The sequence below is a fragment of the Tamlana crocina genome (assembly GCA_040429635.1).
GTDB lineage: Bacteria > Bacteroidota > Bacteroidia > Flavobacteriales > Flavobacteriaceae > Flavisericum > Flavisericum crocinum.
In genome coordinates, this window is sequence record CP158972.1 from 627,150 (window position 1) to 645,707 (window position 18,558).

The window sequence follows — 18,558 nt, forward strand, 5'->3', positions numbered from 1 at the left end:
ATGTACGCAATTGTAGAGATAGCAGGGCAACAATTTAAAGTTGAAAAAGACCAAAAAGTTTTTGTTAACCGTTTACAAACTGAAGAGGGTAAAGAAGTTTCTTTCGATAACGTTCTTTTAGTAGGTGATGGTGACAATGTAACTGTAGGCGCCCCGGCTATAGACGGAGCTCAAGTAGGAGCAAAAGTCTTAAAACACCTTAAAGGTGATAAGGTTATAGTTTTCAAAAAGAAAAGACGTAAAGGTTACCGTGTAAAAAATGGTCACCGTCAAGCGCTTTCTGAAATCGTAATCGAAAGCATTGTAGCTTCAGGAGCAAAGAAAGCTGCTCCAGTTAAAAAAGAAGCTAAAAAAACTGAAGCAAAACCAGTTGCTAAGAAAGCAACAGGTAAGGCTGATGATTTAAAGAAAATTGAAGGTGCAGGGCCAAAAGCTGCAGAAGCGTTGGTTAATGCCGGTTTGGATACTTTTGCAAAAGTAGCTAAAGCCACTCCAGAAGAATTAAGCAATATTCTTTCTGAAGCAAGTTCAAGATTATCTCACATCGTTACCGAAACTTGGCCAAAACAAGCAGGTTTGGCTGCCGAAGGTAAATGGGATGAGTTAAAAGAATTACAAGACAGATTAGACGGCGGAATTGAAAAATAAATTCCGTTTTTATTAACAATATAAAAACTTAAGACAATGGCTCATAAAAAAGGAGTAGGTAGTTCTAAGAACGGTAGAGAATCAGAATCGAAACGCTTGGGTGTTAAGATTTTTGGCGGTCAAGCTGCCGTTGCAGGAAACATTATCGTAAGACAAAGAGGAAACACCCACCACCCAGGTGAAAACGTGTATTCTTCAAAAGACCACACTTTGCATGCCCGAGTTGACGGTATTGTAAAGTTTACTAAGAAAAAAGATAACAAATCTTATGTTTCTATCGAGCCTTTTGAGGCTTAAGAAACTGCTTTCTTAAGATAAAATTTAAAGCGACTGAAATTTTCAGTCGCTTTTTTTGTGCTTTAATGTAAGCATAACAACCAGAAAAACTTTAAGTAACATAAAGGTGTTTTCTTTAATTCTTTTTAAAAGAATATAAACGAAATGAGTTTCAAAAAAAGATGCTCCCTTATTTGCTTTGGGTTACTGTCCATTACAATAAATTACGCCCAAGAATCGAATTCTATACGACAAGTAGAAACTCTATCCGTACTAAAGGAACAGCTGAAAGTTGTAGAAAACCATATAGATTCTTCAAAAATCAAACAAGTATATGCCGAGTTGGGCGATTTTTATAAACACTTGGGGTTGTACAGCGAAGCACTCAATAATTTCCATCTGGCACAACAATACAGCGCTAAAAAAGATACCTTTTTTGTTTATACAAACAATAGCATTGCGGCCATCAACTTTTCATTGAAAAAATTTGAAGAGGCCAACAAATACTTAAAAGAAAGTATTGCGGTTTCAAAAACAATAAAACACGACAAAGGCTTGGCTACGGCCTTTGCGCTTTCAGGGAGTGTAGCCGAGAAACAAGGTGATTATAAACGGGCTTTGCAATACCAAGAGCAGAGTCTTTCTTTATTTGAGAAACGACAGGATAGTACTGGATTAGCTATAGCATACGAAAACATCGGAAGCATTCACGAAGATTTGGAACGCTACATTTTGGCCAACAGTTATTTCAATAAGTCGTTTCATTATGCGAAAAATAGCCCGATGGAAGTTCGGATAAATATCATAAACAACTTGGGCGATATTAACCGTAAAACCGGAAATTTTGAGTCTGCATTACATTTTACCGAACAGGCTTTGCAAATGGCAAGAGATGCGAAAAATGGTTCGGAAGAGGAAAGCGCCCTAAAAGATTTGGCGCGAACCTATGCGGCTATGGGCGATTTTGAAAAAGCATATATGTTTATGAGCAATCAGGCCATTGTAAACGAGCAAGAGATAAGGCGCCGTAATGCCGAATTGGTTAGTGCGATGGAGGTATTTTACGAAGCCAAAGAAAGAGAAGCTGAAGTAGCTTTACTAAATAAACAAAACCAAATTGCTAAAACGCGGCAGCTGGCCATCTTGTTGATTGGATTTACGGTGCTTTTGGTTTTTGCCATTTGGGTGCTTTTTATGAAAAAGAGAAAAAAACAGGAACTCCAAATTTTTCAGTTCAAACAGCAACTTCTTAAAGCTGATTTGGATAAAAAAACAGCTGAAGAAGCTTCCTTGAAAAGGGAAATTGATTTCAAAATAGCATCGCTTACCAATTACAGCTTGAATATAGCGCATAAAAATAAAATGTTGGCCGATGTTTCCAGAACACTTAATAATCTAAAAAGCAGAAATGGCGATTTTATAAAGAACAAATTGGGCGATTTGGCAAGTGAAATTGATGTTAAGCTATCCAACGAAAACGAATGGGAAGAGCTAATGGGGTTCTTTTCTCAAATCCATCCAAAGTTTTTTGAAATTTTAAAAACAAACGCTTTGGAAAAATTGTCGCCATCAGAATTGCGGCTTTGTATGTTACTTCGGCTTAATTTATCTTCAAAAGAGATTGCTTCTATACTTTGCATAACTCCAGATAGCGTTCGTATTGCACGGTATAGATTGCGAAAAAAACTTCCGCTCGATTCTAATGACGATTTGCAGGGCTATTTGCTCAATCTTTAGCAAATCTTATCGCAATGTTAGCCCAATGTTAATGTTGCCATGTTATATAGGCTCTTTTAGAGCGCTGGTTACTTTTTGTTAACACATGCTTCAGCAAGGAAACACAAGCTGAAGGTAGTTTTGTGTCAAACAAAAATCAACCAATAATGAAATCTTATTTTTCTTTTTTTATCCTATTTGTAGTGTCCTTTTATGGGGTGGCACAAAATGGAAACATTAAAGGCGTTGTAGTCGATAACGACGGACTGCAAGTGCCTTTCAGTAATATTTTAATTGAATCCTTAAACAAAGGAACGTACTCTGATGTTGACGGTAACTTTTTGTTGCTCGACGTGCCAGAAGGAAATCAAACCTTAACCGTAAAGTACTTAGGTTACGAAGATGCTCTCGCCGAGGTTTTAGTTGAAGCAGGAAAAACGGCAACGGTAAAAGTTAGCATCGCTTCAAAAGCGTTAGAGTTGGATGGCGTGGTAATTAATGGTTTTAATAGCGGTCAAGCCAGAGCATTGAACACCCAAAAGAATAAAACCAATATCACCAATATTGTATCGACCGACCAGATTGGAAAATTCCCCGATGCCAATATCGGTGATGCCGTTAAGCGTATTCCGGGTATCACGATGCAGGTGGATCAAGGTGAAGCACGAAACATTATCGTGCGTGGTTTGGCGCCACAGTTAAACTCCGTGACTTTAAACGGAAGCCGTATTCCTTCTGCCGAGGGCGATAACAGAAATGTACAAATGGATTTGATTCCGTCTGACATGATCCAGACTATTGAAGTGAACAAAGCCGTTACGCCCGATATGGACGCCGATGCTTTGGGTGGCTCCGTAAATTTAATTACCAGAACCTCGCCACAAGGGTTCCGTTTTTCGGCTACAGGCGGTTCGGGAGTGAACTTTATCACAGATAAACGAATCCTTAACGGGTCGTTTTTATTGGGCGACCGAAGTGAAAACGGAAAATTGGGCTGGATGGTTTCGGCCTCTTTCAACGATAATGATTTTGGAAGCGACAACTTTGAGGCCGAATGGACCGATGAGTTTGAATATAATGCCTTCAATGACGAAGATAATTTAGAAGAAGTAGATGTAAACCCGTATGCCAACGTATTCGAAATTCGTGAATATTTGGTACAACGAATCCGCAGAAGTTTTTCGGCCAATCTCGATTATAAGTTGAACAAAAACAACAATATTTATTTTAAATCGATTTATAACTGGCGCGACGACCGCGAAAACAGATTCCGTTTAGAACACGAAATTTTAGATGGTGAAGATATTGAGCCAGGAGACTTTTCGGTGGATGGAAGCGGTAACTTAACCGGGTTTCCCGTGGAAGCCAAAAGGCAATCTAAAGGCGGAATCGATAATAGTCGAAATAAAAACAGACGCTTGGAAGACCAACGCATGTTCAACTTCAGTTTAGGCGGTGAGCATTTGGCCAACGATTTACAGATAGATTGGATGGCTTCGGTTTCAAAAGCTTCCGAAGAGCGATTGAATGAGCGTTATTTAGAATACGAAAGCGAATACGGTGTTAACTTCAACAATAATTTAGAAGATCCGTTATTTACACCTCAAGATGCCAACGATGCCCTTTTTAGTGATTTTGAACTTGGTGAATTAACCGAGGAAAACCAATATACCGAAGAGCGCGACATCAACTTGTTTGTAAACTTTCAGTTGCCACTTAATTTGTTCGGAAATGAAGATGGATTATTGAAATTTGGAGCGAAATCCAGATTCAAAAACAAGAATAGAGACAACGATTTTACAGAGTATAGTCCGTTAACCAACGCGTTGGATATGTTGGGGGATGTGCCAACACGTAACTATTCTGATGCCGATTTCTTAGCAGGCAACCAATATGCAGTGGGGCATTTTGCTACTCCAGAATTTATTGGTAGCCTTAACCTAAATGATGCAGCTCTATTTGAGGGCGAAAATCTTCCGGAGGAATATTTAACGGCCAATTTTGATGCCGATGAAAACGTTTATGCAGCCTATGCCATGACCAATCAAAAACTATCTAGTCAATTAAGTATGTTGGTTGGTGTTAGGGTTGAGCATACCCAAATAAACAGTTTGGGTAACGAACTTATTTTTGATGTTGATGGCGATTACGCAGGAACAACTGAACTTAAAGACGAAAACTCATATACCAATGTATTGCCAGGGTTGCATTTAAAGTACAATTTAAAGAATGACCATACGGTATTGCGTTTTGCGTGGACAAACACTTTGGCGCGTCCTAATTATGTGGATTTGGTGCCATACCAAGAAACCAATAACGAAGACGAGGAAATCTATTTAGGAAACTCTGAATTAGACCCAACAACTTCAATGAATTTTGATGTGATGGCCGAGCATTATTTTAAATCGGTGGGTATTGTTTCTGGTGGACTTTTTTACAAGAATATTCAAGATTTTGTTTACACCAGTCAATCTGAAGATAATAACGGCTACGAAGTGTATCAGCCATTAAATGGTGAGGGTGCTACCGTTTTTGGGGCAGAAGTGTCTTTGCAACGCAAACTGGATTTCTTGCCCGGTTTTGCGAAAAACTTTAGTGTTATGCTCAATTATACTTACCTAACGTCGAGTGCTGATGGCATTAAAAACGAAGATGGCGACGAGCGTGCCGATTTAGATTTACCGGGTACGGCGCCAAATATGTTCAACGGTTCGTTGGCCTATGCTACCAAGAAAATGAGCTTCCGTTTATCGGCTAATTATTCAGATTCATATATTGATGAAATTGGTGGTAGCGCTTTTGAAGATAGATATTACGACGAGCAGTTCTTTTTGGATTTCAATGCCAACGTGTCCATCAACAAAAATTTAAGTCTGTATTTGGGTGTTAATAACATTACCGACCAGCCTTTGCGTTATTTCCAAGGGGTAAAAGCCAGAACCATGCAAAAGGAATTTTACGGACAACGATTGACTTTCGGATTAAAATACGATGTGTTTAAAAATTAATAATGAAAATGAATAAATTAAAAGCAATTATAGTTTTGGTAATTACGTTGGTGGTGGTAGGCTGTGGCAGTAAGTTGCCGGAAATAATCCCCACCATAATTACCGAACAAACTCCACACGATACCGACGACCCCGCTATTTGGGTGAATGCTGAAAATCCTTCGGAAAGTATCGTTTTCGGAACCGATAAAAATACCGATGGTGGGGTGTATGCCTTCGATTTAAATGGAAAAATAATTGAAAGCAAAAGCATTAAAAATATAAAGCGTCCCAATAATGTGGATGTGGAATACGGTTTTAAATTGACCGATTCTACGGAAACCGATATCATTGCCTTTAGCGAAAGGGAGCGTCAGCAATTCCGTGTGTTCTCCGTGCCAGATATGCAACCGTTGGACAACGGTGGGTTTAAGGTTTTTGAAGGAGAAACCGAATTGGAGCACAATTTACCCATGGGTATTGCGTTGTACAAATCGTCAAAAACAGGTAGCATTTATGTTATTGTGGGTAGGAAGGCAGGCCCAAAAATGGGCTACTTGCACCAATATGAATTGGTTTCCGATAGTTTGGGTTTGCATGCCAATTTGGTTCGTAAGTTTGGCGCATTCAGTGGGAAAAAAGAAATTGAAGCCATAGCAATCGATAATGAAAATGGGATTGTGTATTTTTCAGATGAAGGCCATTGCATCCGAAAATACTATGCAGAACCTTCAATGGGTGATGAAGAGATAGATTGTTTTGGTGGCGAGCATTTTAAAGAAGATATTGAAGGTATTGCTATTGCAAAATATGCCGATAAAGGCTTTTTGATTGTTTCGAATCAGCAAGCACACAGTTTCAATATTTTCGACTTAGAAACCAATACATTTATAAAAGAATTGAATTTAGGAACCGTTGAAACCGATGGTTGTGAGGTGACTACAGCGTCGTTGGGTAATCAATTTCCCGATGGGTTGTTCGTGTCGATGAACAACGACCGCAATTTTTATTTCCATGATTTGGTGTTGCTAAAACTAGTGGAGTAAAAATTGACATATCAACTGTCCCGATAGTTCTCGGGGTTAATAAAAACATCTTTTTAAACCCTTTCCGTATTTCGGAGAGAGTTTTCTCTTTTCAAAATATCTCGTACAATCTTCAAATGGTGATTGGTGTGTATGGTCAAAAAATGAAGTGTTTGTTTTTTGTTAAGCATGCCAAAAATGTGGTGAATAAAATAGGCTTTTTCGGGAAGTTCCTTTGTGGCTTTAACTTGTTTTCTGGCAAAATTCAGTTGTTCCTCTAAATCTTCTGCCGTAATAGCTTTTGTTGGCACGACTACTTTTGGTGCTTTGCCCATGCCGCGTGGCATATAGCCTAATGGAAATATAATGGTTCGCTTTATGTTGAAATCACGTTTATAGTTTTCGGGTTTGGTTTTGGCCAATATGCCGCAAACGCCATTAATCACCATTAAAACATGTGATAAATGCCACCCAATATTACTCTTCGAAACTTTTTTAACGGTAAGTTGATAATGGGGTATGTGGGCTTCTATTTGTGTCAATTGTTTGTTGAGAATATTGAAATATTTGCTGCCCATGCCCAAAATTTCTTCAAAAGATATAAATTAAATGTTTAACTTTAAGGAATTGCTTTTGCAAAAGCTGTATTGTTTCACTTGAAAATTGTATAGATATGCTACCGTTTAGATCAGAAATTAGAAACTCCCCAAGCCAACCAACCATCAAGATTTTTTTAAGTGATGAGTCTTTAGACGAACGAATTAAAAAGCATTTGGAGCATTTTAAGGAAGTTGAATCGATTGAAATACGGGAAAGCGTTGGGCAAAACCGTGCCAATGAAAATATTACTGTGTTTTTAAATGAAGATGCCGACCTTGATAAAATGAAACAAGCTATAGACTCAAGCCTGTGGTGGTATTTTGAAGAAGATTTGGTGGATGAATGAATGGTCTATTGTCATTCCGAATTTATTTCGGGGCCTCATGCGCATATTCTTAAAAGCTAAAAATTATACCCCGTAGATATATAAACCATAACATCGTTGATGCATTGGTTGAGGTTCTGTTTTATCTCTCGACTCCAAAATCTAAAAACGGTATAATCCATATCGGCTAGTTGTTGGTTCACTTCTTTATCGCGCTGAATATTGCGTTCAATTTTCGGTATCCAAAATGCACGGTTGCTTTTTATGGTCTGTTGGCGTTCGTCCCAATTGTAGCCGTGCCAAAATTCTCCGTCAATAAAAATGGCCAATCGGTATTTTTTTATGGATACATCGGGTTTGCCCGGTAGTGTTTTGTTGTCCACACGAAACCGAACGCCACGTGCCCAAAGTGCACGCCGAAAAAGTAATTCGGGTTTGGTGTTTTTGCCCCGTATTTTGCCCATGATTTTTGAGCGCTTTTTGGTGGTGTAAAAACCGGAAGCTTCGTTAAAGCGTGGGACTTTTATTTTATTATCTTCGTAGGACATTTATTTAATTATGATTCGGTTTCAATTTTTTCCACGCTCACAAGGCATAACAAAACAGATGCAGGACGTTATTGATTGTTTTATTGATTGTGAGGATAAAATATCATCAAGAACCTTTACTTACAGTAGTAACGAAGTACTTGAGTTTTTAAGGAAACCTCTTGAAAATATAGGCTTTAAAGTTGAAAAAGGCAAATCGAAGGAATCTAAAATACACGTTCCTGTTTTGTTTGGGCTCAATAACCAAATAGATAAGAGTTTCAATGCTGATGCCGTTAGTTCCGATGGTAAAGCTGAAGCCTAGCTGTTTTGGTGTCAAATTACTTTATTAATAATCAATAATAAAATATCTCCAACGACTTGATAGTAATATCGCATAACATTTTTATATTTGCTATTATTGTATCAAACGCTAATTGATAATGACAAGTTTTGGTGATTTCATAAAAAAAGAGAGAGAATTGAGAGAATGGACACAAACCGATTTTGGGGCAAAAGTTGGAGTTAATTCCAGTGCAGTGAGTAGAATTGAAAATGGAACGCAGGCATTCAGTAAGAGTAAATTGGAGTTGTTGGCAAAACTCTTTAATATAGAAAAACAAAAAATTGTCGATTTATATTTTGCTGACAAGTTTGCTAGAGAAGCAAATCAGTATAAATGTTCAGAATCAATTTTTTCAGCTGCGGAAGAAACATCAAACTATTTAAAACTTAAAAAGGCTAAACAAGGTGAATTCAAATTTTAATATGGAAGTAAAAGAACCTCAATTGCGAATTTATTCGCCAGATAAATTTAATACTCAAACCCTAGAAACAAATAAAAAAAATGATGTCATATCTCTTTTTTCAGGTTGTGGCGGAATGGATTTAGGTTTTCATCAAGCAGGTTTTAATATAAAATGGGCAAATGATATTGAGCAAAGAGCTTGCGAAACTTACGCAAAGAATATAGGAAATCATATTGTTTGTGGAGATATTACTCAATTAGACTATTCTCAGATTCCAGATGCAGATTTAATTCTTGGAGGATTTCCCTGTCAAGATTTTTCTATGATTTGGAAAAGAGGTGGAATAACAACTGATCGTGGTAATCTTTATCAAAATTTTGTAGAAATTGTTTCCCAAAAGCAACCTTTAATGTTTGTTGCTGAAAATGTAAAAGGAATTTTAACCGCGAATAAGAAAAAAGCAATCAAGCAAATAATCAAAGATTTTTCAGAAACTGGAGATTACGGTTACAATACGACTGCACATTTAATAAATTTTGCAGATTATGGTGTTGCTCAACTTCGCGAGAGAGTTTTAATTATTGGTGTTAGGAAAGATTTAGACACATTTTTTGATATTCCTTCACCTGTAAGGGATTCTGATAACTACTTGTCATCAAAAGAGGCTCTAAAAGGTGTTAAAAAAGTGAAACACAATAATGAACATCAAAATATACAACCTAAAACAATTGAAAAGTTAAAACTCATTCCACCAGGTGGAAATTTCACAGATATACCAAAAGATTCACCTCATTATGTGAAAGGTATGATTTCACACGTTTATCGTAGACTTCATCCTGACAAGCCATCGACAACAATAATTGCTGCTGGCGGTGGTGGCACTTGGGGTTATCATTATGACGAACCGAGACCTTTGACTAATCGTGAAAGGGCAAGACTTTTTGGTTATCCTGATGATTTTGTATTTGAAGGAACAATTACAGAAGTACGAAAACAAATAGGCAACTCTGTTCCACCTTCAGGAATTTTACCATTCGCAAAACAGATTAAAGTTTTTTTAGAAAGCATCAAAGCCAATGTACACTAATATTCAAAAATATGGTGGTGATTTTCGTAATGTTCTAGACAAAGAGTTTACCACTTCAAAAAATGTAACAGTTGCATCAGGTTATGCTTCTTTGGATGTAATAAATGCTTTTGAAAAACCATTTGTTGATATTGCTAAAAAAGGTGGTACTTCTCGATTGCTATTAGGTATGGCATTTTATGAAGGCTTGAGCCAAAAAAAGCTTGATGCAGTGACTAAGTTGCACAGTACATTAAAAACATTTGGGAACAACTCAGGTGTTTTCGTAACAAATGGCAGAAGGTATCACGGAAAAGTTTATCAATTTGACAAAGATGACGTCTCAAACCTCTATGTCGGTTCATCAAATTTTTCGGCTAGTGGAACAAAGGGGAATATTGAATGTACAGTACCTATTTTAAATGAAAATCAAAAAGTAGATTTAGTAGCTTTTCTAAATGACCTCTATTCGCCTTCATATTCTATTTCTATCGATAAAGCGGAAATAACTGTTCCTGGGAAAAAGAAAATTGTACTGAATAAAGTTCAAAGAATCTGGGCTAGTCTAAAAACATATGATACAACAAAAGTCTCTGTCGAAGGACTACCCAAATTTGTATTCCCATTAGATAGAGTGGCTGAAAAAGAAAAGTCAAATTTAAATGTTTATTTCGGAAAAGGAAGATGGAGCCGTTCAACTGGAAAGATAAAGCCAAGACCTTGGTATGAAATAGAATTAATTGCTAGTAATGACCTGAATTCTCAACAGTTTTATCCAAAAGGTGATTTTTTAGCTTACACAGATGATGGGCTTATAATACCAATGAGAACACAAGGAGATTATTGTAAAAATATTCGTTCAAAAGGAAGTTTACAAATATTCGGAATTTGGCTAAAAGGAAAATTAGAACAAAATGGAGTGTTGAAAAAATACGAACCTGTGACTTTGGAAACACTTGAAGAATATGGAAATGATAAGTTGACTTTTTACAAATTTGAAGAAGGGAAGTACTATATGGAATTTTAATTGTTCAACGGTTTTTCTTGCTGCAATTAAAACCCTTACATCCCGATAGCTATCGGGATGTAAGGGTTTCTAAATATCTAAAAAGTTTTATTGATGAGATTCCTGCCTTCGCAGGAATGACATAAACTTAGTATCTGTAATACTCAGGCTTATAAGGGCCTTCTACTTTTACACCGATATATTCAGCTTGGTCTTGCTTTAACTCGGTTAACTCCACACCAATTTTTTCTAAGTGCAATTTGGCTACTTTTTCATCGAGGTGTTTTGGCAGCATATATACTTTGTTTTCGTATTTGTCGCTGTGGTTCCAAAGCTCGATTTGTGCCAAGGTTTGGTTGGTAAACGAGTTACTCATTACAAAACTTGGGTGGCCTGTTGCGCAACCTAAATTCACTAAACGACCTTGTGCCAAAATAATAACATCTTTTCCGTTAAGGGTATATTTATCAACCTGTGGCTTGATAACATTTTTGGTGTTTCCGTAGTTTTTGTTCAACCATGCCATATCGATTTCATTATCGAAATGCCCAATGTTACAAACTATGGTTTTGTCTTTCATGGCTTCAAAATGCTCACCACGAACAATATCTTTGTTTCCTGTGGTAGTGATTACAATATCGGCTTTTCCAATTACGGTTTCCAGTTTTTTAACTTCGTAACCGTCCATGGCAGCTTGCAATGCACAAATCGGGTCGATTTCAGTTACCGTTACAATACTTCCGGCACCTCTAAACGAAGCGGCAGTTCCTTTACCCACATCGCCATAGCCACAAACTACAACGCGTTTTCCAGCCAACATCACATCGGTAGCACGACGGATGGCATCAACAGCACTCTCACGGCAACCGTATTTGTTATCGAATTTCGATTTAGTAACCGAATCGTTTACGTTAATGGCCGGCATAGGCAAGGTGCCTTTTTGCATACGTTCGTACAAACGGTGAACACCGGTAGTGGTTTCTTCGCTTAATCCTTTTATGCCCGGCACCAATTCTGGGTATTTGTCTAAAACCATGTTGGTTAAATCGCCACCATCATCCAAAATCATGTTTAATGGCTTTCGGTCCTCACCAAAGAATAAGGTTTGCTCGATACACCAATCGAATTCCTCTTCGGTCATATCTTTCCATGCATAAACGGCAGTTCCGGCAGCAGCAATAGCAGCAGCAGCTTGGTCTTGCGTAGAGAAAATATTGCAAGAACTCCAAGTCACCTCAGCACCCAAAGCTTGAAGGGTTTCAATTAACACTGCGGTTTGGATGGTCATGTGCAAACATCCCGCAATACGAGCACCTTTCAAAGGCTGTTCGTTTTTATACTCCTCGCGAAGGCTCATCAAGCCTGGCATTTCGGCCTCGGCCAACTCAATTTCTTTTCTTCCCCAATCGGCAAGCGATAGGTCTTTTACTTTATTGGCTACGAAAGGAACTGTTTTTGTACTCATAGTATTTTTCTTTAGTTTTTAAACCCTAACTTGATTGCTAATAGCTTTTAAAATACTTAAATTCGCTACAACAAAAAGCAAGAGCTTTATTAGGCGGTGCAAAGATAATCAATAAGTTTCAGAATACTAAATGCCACTTTACAAAACCATTAGGCCAAACTCACAAACTACTGTTAAAATCTGGAAAATAACAGAGGGGTTTGATGATTTGATGGCGTCTGTGAATTTAAAGTCCGAAAGTTTACAGCGGGTTATGGGCATGAAAAGTGAACTGCACCAACGTGGTTTTTTAAGTGTACGCCGATTGTTACAGGAGTTTGGTTATGCTGATGTTGATTTGTTTTACGACGAAAATGGCAAACCGCATTTAAGAGACGGCAAGCAAATTTCGATAACGCATTCATTCCATTTTTCGGCAGTAATAATCAGTGATTCCGTTATTGGAATTGATATTGAAAAACAGCGCGATAAAATACAAATCATCGCCCATAAATTTATTGACTACGAAAGTGATTATTTGGATAAAACGGCTGACGATTATATTCAAAAACTAACCATGATTTGGTGCGTAAAAGAGTCGTTGTACAAACTGTTTGCCACACCGGGGCTGAGTTTTAAGCAACATTGTTTGGTGATTCCTATATCGGATGGTGAAAACGAAACTGTAGCTTGGATTGATTATGAAGGTAAAAAATGCCGATATAATATTGAATTTTTAGAGTTTGAAGGCTTTACTTGCGCCTATGCTATTGCCTAATGAAAAATAATCTTTACAAAAGTATCTGCGAAGCATCCGAAAAAGGGAAAAAACTCTTAGCAGTTTTAATAGACCCCGATAAATTTGAACTTTCCAACGCCAAAAACTTTATCGAAAAGGTAAACCAATCGGTCGCTACCCACATTTTTATTGGCGGAAGTTCCGTTGCAGAACATGTTACTGATTTTTTGGTGGCCGAAATAAAAACACACACCGAGTTGCCCGTGGTGCTTTTTCCGGGCGATGTTACCCAAATTACCGACAAGGCCGATGCACTGTTGTTTTTAAGTTTGATTTCAGGAAGAAATCCGGAGTACCTTATCGGGAAGCATGTGGAGTCGGTTTCAAAACTTAGAAAGACTCAATTGGAAATTATCCCAACGGGCTATATCTTAGTTCAAAACGGAAAGGAAACCGCTGTACAGCGTATCACCGGAACAGAACCCATGCCAAGAAATAATACCCAATTTATTGTCGATACCGCTGTGGCCGGTCAGCTTTTGGGGATGAAATTAATTTATTTGGAAGCCGGTAGCGGTGCGCTTCACCCCGTGACTGCTGAAATTATTCAATCCGTTAAGCGTGAGTTGAATATCCCCTTGATTGTTGGTGGGGGTATTCGCAAAAAAAACCAATTGGATGTTGCCTACAAAGCAGGAGCCGACTTGGTAGTGATTGGTACAGCTTTTGAAGAAGACACATCTTTTTTTGACGCCATAAAGAACCATTAACCGAATTAATGATTTCTTAGTCTAAAAGTTACATTGGTTTTTTATTGCTTCATTTTAGAGTGCTATATTTACGTACAAAATACAAAATCATGTTTTCAGATAAAGATATCCAACAAATTCAGTCTAAGGGAATAACGGTAGATGGCGTTAATGCACAGGTAAATCGTATTAAAAATGGTATGTCGTATTCCAATTTGTTGTCGGCAGCCACTATTGGCAAAGGCATTGAAAGTTATGGCGATTCTGATGTTGATGGATTTGTTAAGGCTTTTGAAGAAAAAAAGAACGATTTACATTTGTTGAAATTCGTCCCAGCTTCTGGAGCGGCGACTCGTATGTTCAAGTTTTTGTTTCAGTTTTTGAAAAAATTCAATCCGAAGACAGACACGCTGAAAACCTATGCCGAAAAACAAAACGATAGCTTAATTTTAACATTCTTTTCCAATCTGGAAAGTTTTCCGTTTTATAATGAGGTCATTTCAAAATTGAAAGAAACCAACCCTCAGTACGATAGTTTAAGCGATTCCGAAAAGCACTATGAATTTGTAAAAATCATGCTCGACGAAGAGGGGTTGAATTACAGTTTTTTGCCAAAAGGATTGTTGCCTTTTCATAAATATGGCGATGATGTGGTAACGGCTTTTCAGGAGCATTTGTTCGAATCAACGTTATATGCTTCCTCAAATGGTAATGCCAATCTGCATTTTACCGTATCTGAAAAACATCACGAGTACTTTTCGAAAGAATTCAACAGCATTAAGAAAAACTTAGAGGAGCAAACCAATACCGTTTTCAACGTATCGTTTTCCTATCAAAAGGAAGCTACCGAAACCATTGCCTTAACTACAAAAGACGAGGTTTATAGAAAAGAAGATGGCTCTATTTTATTCCGTCCGGCTGGGCATGGTGCGCTTTTGGAAAATTTGAACGATTTAAAAAGCGACCTCGTTTTTATAAAAAACATCGACAATATTGTGGTAGCCAATAGAAATGTTGAGGTTTCAAAATATAAAAAGCTACTTGCGGGAGTGCTATTAGAAGCACAAGAAACCGTGTTTTCGTATTTGCATAAGTTAGATGAAGGTCAGTTGGAAGAAACCGACCTCAAAATCATGTTGCTGTTTTTGCGTTACCGATTAAATATTTCAATTCCTGCAGAAATAGAAAACAGCTCAAAAGAAGAAAAAATTGCCTTTTTAAGGGGGAAACTTAACCGCCCCATCCGTGTTTGTGGGATGGTAAAAAATGAAGGAGAGCCCGGAGGCGGACCGTTTTGGGTAAAGGGCAAAAACGGAGATATTTCGTTGCAAATTGTTGAGTTTGCCCAAATCAATTTTAGTAAAACCCGCCAACAGGAATTGGTGTACAAGGCGACCCATTTTAACCCCACCGATTTGGTTTGTGGCATTAAAAACTACAAAGGAGAAAAATTCAACCTCACCGATTTTGTAGATCCCGAAGCGGCATTCATCACCATGAAAACCCAAAATGGCACCGACATACAAGCGTTGGAATTGCCAGGACTTTGGAATGGCAGCATGGCGCATTGGAACTCCATTTTTGTGGAAGTGCCCATTGAAACTTTCAATCCGGTAAAAACGGTAAACGACTTGTTGAAGCCGGCGCACCAAGCTTAAACATGATTGATTCGGAAGCATTAATAAATGAATTGACTTTTAAAGCTGTTAGAAGTTCGGGCAGTGGAGGGCAACACGTAAATAAAACGTCCACGAAGGTAGAATTGACTTTCAGTATAAAAGATTCGTTAGTGCTTAAAGATGCTCAAAAAGAACGACTTTTGAGCAAGTTGGGACATAGACTGACCAAAGAAGGTGTTTTGATTTTACAATGCGGTGAAAGCCGAAGTCAGCACCAAAATAAAAACTTGGTGATTGCCCGATTTTTAAGTTTGATAAAGTCGAATTTGGTTAAACCCAAACCAAGAAAACCAACAAAAATTCCGAAATCGGCCATCCGTAAGCGTTTAAAAAGCAAACGCACCCAATCTGAAAAAAAAGCCAACCGAAAGAAGCCTGATATCGATTAAAATATTGCCAATAATAATTGAAGTTCGGTAATTGGGTAGTATCTTTGCAGCGTTCTCATAAAGGGGTGCTTTTTGATTGATGATTGACGATTGATGATTGACGATTTCTGAACTGTTCAGTTCAAAAATCTAAAATCTAAAATTTGAAATCTAAAATCATTTAGGCTGAGATCATACCCATAGAACCTAGAACAGATAATGCTGTTTAGGGAGGTGAATTTATAAAGTTATTGCTAGTAGTTTAACAAAAAAAACGGGGCAATGTTTCAGAGTAAATTCAAAAAAATCAATTTTAACCATTAAAGAATAATTACCTCTTTTTATTCGATTATAAATTCGTAATCGAGATGAAAAATAGTTTTCTTTTTTTAACGCTTTTCGTGTTATCAGTCAACGCTGCGGCACAACAAAACCAAACCACGCAAGATTCAACAAAAACAGAAAATTTGGATGAAGTATTGCTCTCAGCAACAAGGGCTAAGGATAAAACGCCAGTTGCTTTTACAAACATTACTAAGGATGAGTTGGAGTCTACAAATTTAGGCCAAGACTTACCAATTTTATTGGACCAGCTACCATCGGTAGTTACCACAAGTGATGCAGGCGCAGGAGTAGGTTATACGGGGATTCGGGTGCGTGGTACGGATGCAACACGTGTGAATGTGACCATTAATGGAATTCCGTATAATGACGCCGAAAGTCAAGGAACATTTTGGGTTAACATGCCCGATTTTGTGTCATCGGTCGAAGATATTCAGCTTCAACGGGGAGTAGGAACTTCAACTAATGGCTCTGCCGCTTTTGGTGCAAGCTTAAATTTGAAAACATTAAACCCATCAACCGAAGGTTACGCAACTACAACCCATACGGTTGGAAGTTTTGGGACTAGAAAACACAATATTAGCATTGGTTCTGGAATTAAAAATAACTTTTATGCTGAAGGACGATTGTCAAACATTCAAAGTGATGGATATATTGATAGAGCAAGAGCAGATCTAAGTTCGTATTATGTAGAAACAGGATTTTTAAATGGAAAAACATCAGTTAAAGCCATTGTTTTTGGAGGTAAAGAAGAAACATACCAATCTTGGTATGGCACACCTGAAGCTGTTGTAAATAATGATAGAGCGGGTATTCAGGCATTTATTGACAGAAATTTCCCTTCGGAATCTGAAGCTGAAAATCTTTTAAATTCTGGACGAACCTATAATTATTACACTTATGAAAATGAAGTAGATGATTACGAGCAAACACATTATCAATTACATGCTTCGCATCAATTTAACACTAATTTTTCAGCTAATATTTCAGGAAACTATACTAGGGGTAAAGGCTATTTTGAGCAGTATAAAGAAGGTGAAGAGCTAGGCGGTTATTTTCCAAATAGCCCCAATGCTGCAGACGAAGGAGATGTTATTAGAAGACGCTGGTTGGATAATGATTTTATAGCAATAGTATATTCGCTTAATTACAAAAAGAACGATTTAAGCTTATACCTTGGAGGAGGTTATAACACCTATAAGGGCGATCATTTTGGTGAAATAATTTGGGATTCATTTTCTTCTGAAATTCCAATAAATAGCAACTATTATTTTAGTTATGGAGATAAAAAAGATTACAATACATATGTGAAAGCGGAATATAATATCAGTTCTAATCTCTTTGCATTATTAGATTTACAATTTAGAAAAGTAGATTATGAATCGGTAGGAACTAGCTCAGATTTAATAGATATTGATGTAGCAGAATCCTATAGTTTTTTCAATCCTAAATTTGGGTTAACGTATAAATTCGATAATTACAATACTGTGTACGGTTCTTTTGCAGTTGCTAACAGAGAGCCTAATAGAGATGATTTAACTAAAAACCCACTTGAACCAAAGCCTGAAAGGTTATACGATTTTGAATTTGGATATAAGTTAAGAACTCCTAATTTCTATACCATTGCCAATTTGTATTACATGAATTATGAGGACCAATTGGTTTTGACAGGTGATTTAGATGATGTTGGCGACCCTATTAGACAAAATGTAGATAAAAGTTTTAGGACTGGTATTGAATTACAGATAGGATATAAAGTGTCAGAATGGTTAAGAACTGATGCTAATGCAACTTTTAGCCAGAATAAGATTAAGGCTTTTGATTATGTGGTTTACGATACGCAATACGACCCTAACTCATTTGATACCGTATCTTACGAGCCTATTGTTACAGAGTATGAGGATACAGATATTTCTTTTTCACCAAATGTTATTTTTGGAAACAACTTAACTTTTACTCCTATTAAAAACGGAAATATTGCTTTATTGTCTAAATACGTTGGAAAACAATATTTAGATAATACATCGAGTAACAGTAAAAGTATTGATGCCTATTTTGTAAATAACTTAAACCTGTCATACAAATTTCAACCAACATGGATTAAAGAAATAGCTCTAAACTTATTAGTTAATAATTTGTTTGATTCTGAATATGTATCTAATGGGTATACATATAGCTATTACTACAGACCTGAAGGATCATCTGATGCACCAATAACCGAAAATTTTTACTACCCACAGGCAACTATAAACTTTTTATTGGGAGCTACTTTAAAATTCTAAAAACAGCTTGTTCTAAAAAAAAATAAAAAG

At 37.2% G+C, this 18,558-nt stretch carries 18 protein-coding genes; 15 read left to right on the top strand and 3 right to left on the bottom strand.

Annotation, left to right across the window (positions count from 1 at the left end):
• The 5 genes from rplU (at position 1) to ABI125_02790 (ending at position 6,673) form a co-directional block, all read left to right on the top strand.
• The gene (rplU, locus tag ABI125_02770; GenBank protein ID XCF06792.1) at positions 1–648 is read left to right on the top strand and encodes a 50S ribosomal protein L21; all 648 of its coding nucleotides are present in this window, start codon (positions 1–3) and stop codon (positions 646–648) included.
• 36 nt (positions 649–684) lie between these two features.
• Entirely contained in the window at positions 685–945 is a 261-nt protein-coding gene (gene rpmA / locus ABI125_02775) for a 50S ribosomal protein L27 (GenBank protein ID XCF06793.1), read from the top strand.
• A gap of 144 nt (positions 946–1,089) precedes the next feature.
• Entirely contained in the window at positions 1,090–2,661 is a 1,572-nt protein-coding gene (locus tag ABI125_02780; protein XCF06794.1) for a tetratricopeptide repeat protein, read from the top strand.
• 146 nt (positions 2,662–2,807) lie between these two features.
• On the top strand, positions 2,808–5,648 hold the full coding sequence (locus ABI125_02785) for a TonB-dependent receptor (protein ID XCF06795.1): 2,841 nt from the start codon (positions 2,808–2,810) through the stop codon (positions 5,646–5,648).
• Positions 5,649–5,656: 8 nt separating this feature from the next.
• Positions 5,657–6,673, top strand: a complete 1,017-nt coding sequence (locus ABI125_02790; GenBank protein ID XCF06796.1) for a phytase — start codon at positions 5,657–5,659, stop codon at positions 6,671–6,673.
• 53 nt (positions 6,674–6,726) lie between these two features.
• Here ABI125_02790 and ABI125_02795 read toward each other — a convergent pair whose 3' ends face one another.
• Positions 6,727–7,230 carry a DinB family protein gene (locus ABI125_02795; protein XCF06797.1) on the bottom strand — a complete coding sequence of 168 codons (504 nt, stop codon included), beginning with the start codon at positions 7,228–7,230 and terminating at the stop codon, positions 6,727–6,729.
• A 95-nt stretch (positions 7,231–7,325) separates the two neighbouring features.
• On the opposite strand from ABI125_02795, the gene ABI125_02800 reads away from it, so the two are divergent.
• The gene (locus tag ABI125_02800; protein XCF06798.1) at positions 7,326–7,598 is read left to right on the top strand and encodes a hypothetical protein; all 273 of its coding nucleotides are present in this window, start codon (positions 7,326–7,328) and stop codon (positions 7,596–7,598) included.
• 56 nt (positions 7,599–7,654) lie between these two features.
• Here ABI125_02800 and ABI125_02805 read toward each other — a convergent pair whose 3' ends face one another.
• Positions 7,655–8,125, bottom strand: coding sequence for a very short patch repair endonuclease (locus ABI125_02805; protein XCF06799.1), 471 nt, complete (start codon positions 8,123–8,125; stop codon positions 7,655–7,657).
• Between the two features lie 58 nt (positions 8,126–8,183).
• Between ABI125_02805 and ABI125_02810 the strand changes: the two genes are divergently transcribed.
• The 4 genes from ABI125_02810 to ABI125_02825 all read left to right on the top strand — a co-directional run bounded on the left by ABI125_02810 (position 8,184) and on the right by ABI125_02825 (position 10,946).
• A complete protein-coding gene (locus tag ABI125_02810) occupies positions 8,184–8,429 on the top strand; it encodes a hypothetical protein (protein XCF06800.1) in 246 nt (81 codons plus the stop codon).
• A gap of 118 nt (positions 8,430–8,547) precedes the next feature.
• Positions 8,548–8,871 carry a helix-turn-helix transcriptional regulator gene (locus ABI125_02815; GenBank protein ID XCF06801.1) on the top strand — a complete coding sequence of 108 codons (324 nt, stop codon included), beginning with the start codon at positions 8,548–8,550 and terminating at the stop codon, positions 8,869–8,871.
• Position 8,872: 1 nt separating this feature from the next.
• The gene (locus tag ABI125_02820) at positions 8,873–9,940 is read left to right on the top strand and encodes a DNA cytosine methyltransferase (protein ID XCF06802.1); all 1,068 of its coding nucleotides are present in this window, start codon (positions 8,873–8,875) and stop codon (positions 9,938–9,940) included.
• The gene (locus ABI125_02825; protein XCF06803.1) at positions 9,930–10,946 is read left to right on the top strand and encodes a restriction endonuclease PLD domain-containing protein; all 1,017 of its coding nucleotides are present in this window, start codon (positions 9,930–9,932) and stop codon (positions 10,944–10,946) included. The genes ABI125_02820 and ABI125_02825 overlap by 11 nt, the downstream gene beginning before the upstream one ends.
• A gap of 127 nt (positions 10,947–11,073) precedes the next feature.
• Here ABI125_02825 and ahcY read toward each other — a convergent pair whose 3' ends face one another.
• Entirely contained in the window at positions 11,074–12,390 is a 1,317-nt protein-coding gene (gene ahcY, locus ABI125_02830) for an adenosylhomocysteinase (GenBank protein ID XCF06804.1), read from the bottom strand.
• A gap of 130 nt (positions 12,391–12,520) precedes the next feature.
• Here ahcY and ABI125_02835 point away from each other — a divergent pair, with 130 nt between their 5' ends.
• The 5 genes from ABI125_02835 to ABI125_02855 all read left to right on the top strand — a co-directional run bounded on the left by ABI125_02835 (position 12,521) and on the right by ABI125_02855 (position 18,528).
• Entirely contained in the window at positions 12,521–13,147 is a 627-nt protein-coding gene (locus ABI125_02835) for a 4'-phosphopantetheinyl transferase superfamily protein (protein XCF06805.1), read from the top strand.
• Positions 13,147–13,878, top strand: coding sequence for a geranylgeranylglyceryl/heptaprenylglyceryl phosphate synthase (locus ABI125_02840; GenBank protein ID XCF06806.1), 732 nt, complete (start codon positions 13,147–13,149; stop codon positions 13,876–13,878). Before ABI125_02835 ends, ABI125_02840 begins: the two co-directional genes overlap by 1 nt.
• Before the next feature lie 89 nt (positions 13,879–13,967).
• A complete protein-coding gene (locus tag ABI125_02845; protein XCF06807.1) occupies positions 13,968–15,515 on the top strand; it encodes a DUF4301 family protein in 1,548 nt (515 codons plus the stop codon).
• Positions 15,516–15,517: 2 nt separating this feature from the next.
• Complete coding sequence (gene arfB, locus ABI125_02850) at positions 15,518–15,925, top strand: alternative ribosome rescue aminoacyl-tRNA hydrolase ArfB (protein XCF06808.1); 408 nt, start codon at positions 15,518–15,520, stop codon at positions 15,923–15,925.
• 347 nt (positions 15,926–16,272) lie between these two features.
• On the top strand, positions 16,273–18,528 hold the full coding sequence (locus ABI125_02855) for a TonB-dependent receptor (GenBank protein ID XCF06809.1): 2,256 nt from the start codon (positions 16,273–16,275) through the stop codon (positions 18,526–18,528).
• Positions 18,529–18,558 lie beyond the last annotated feature (30 nt).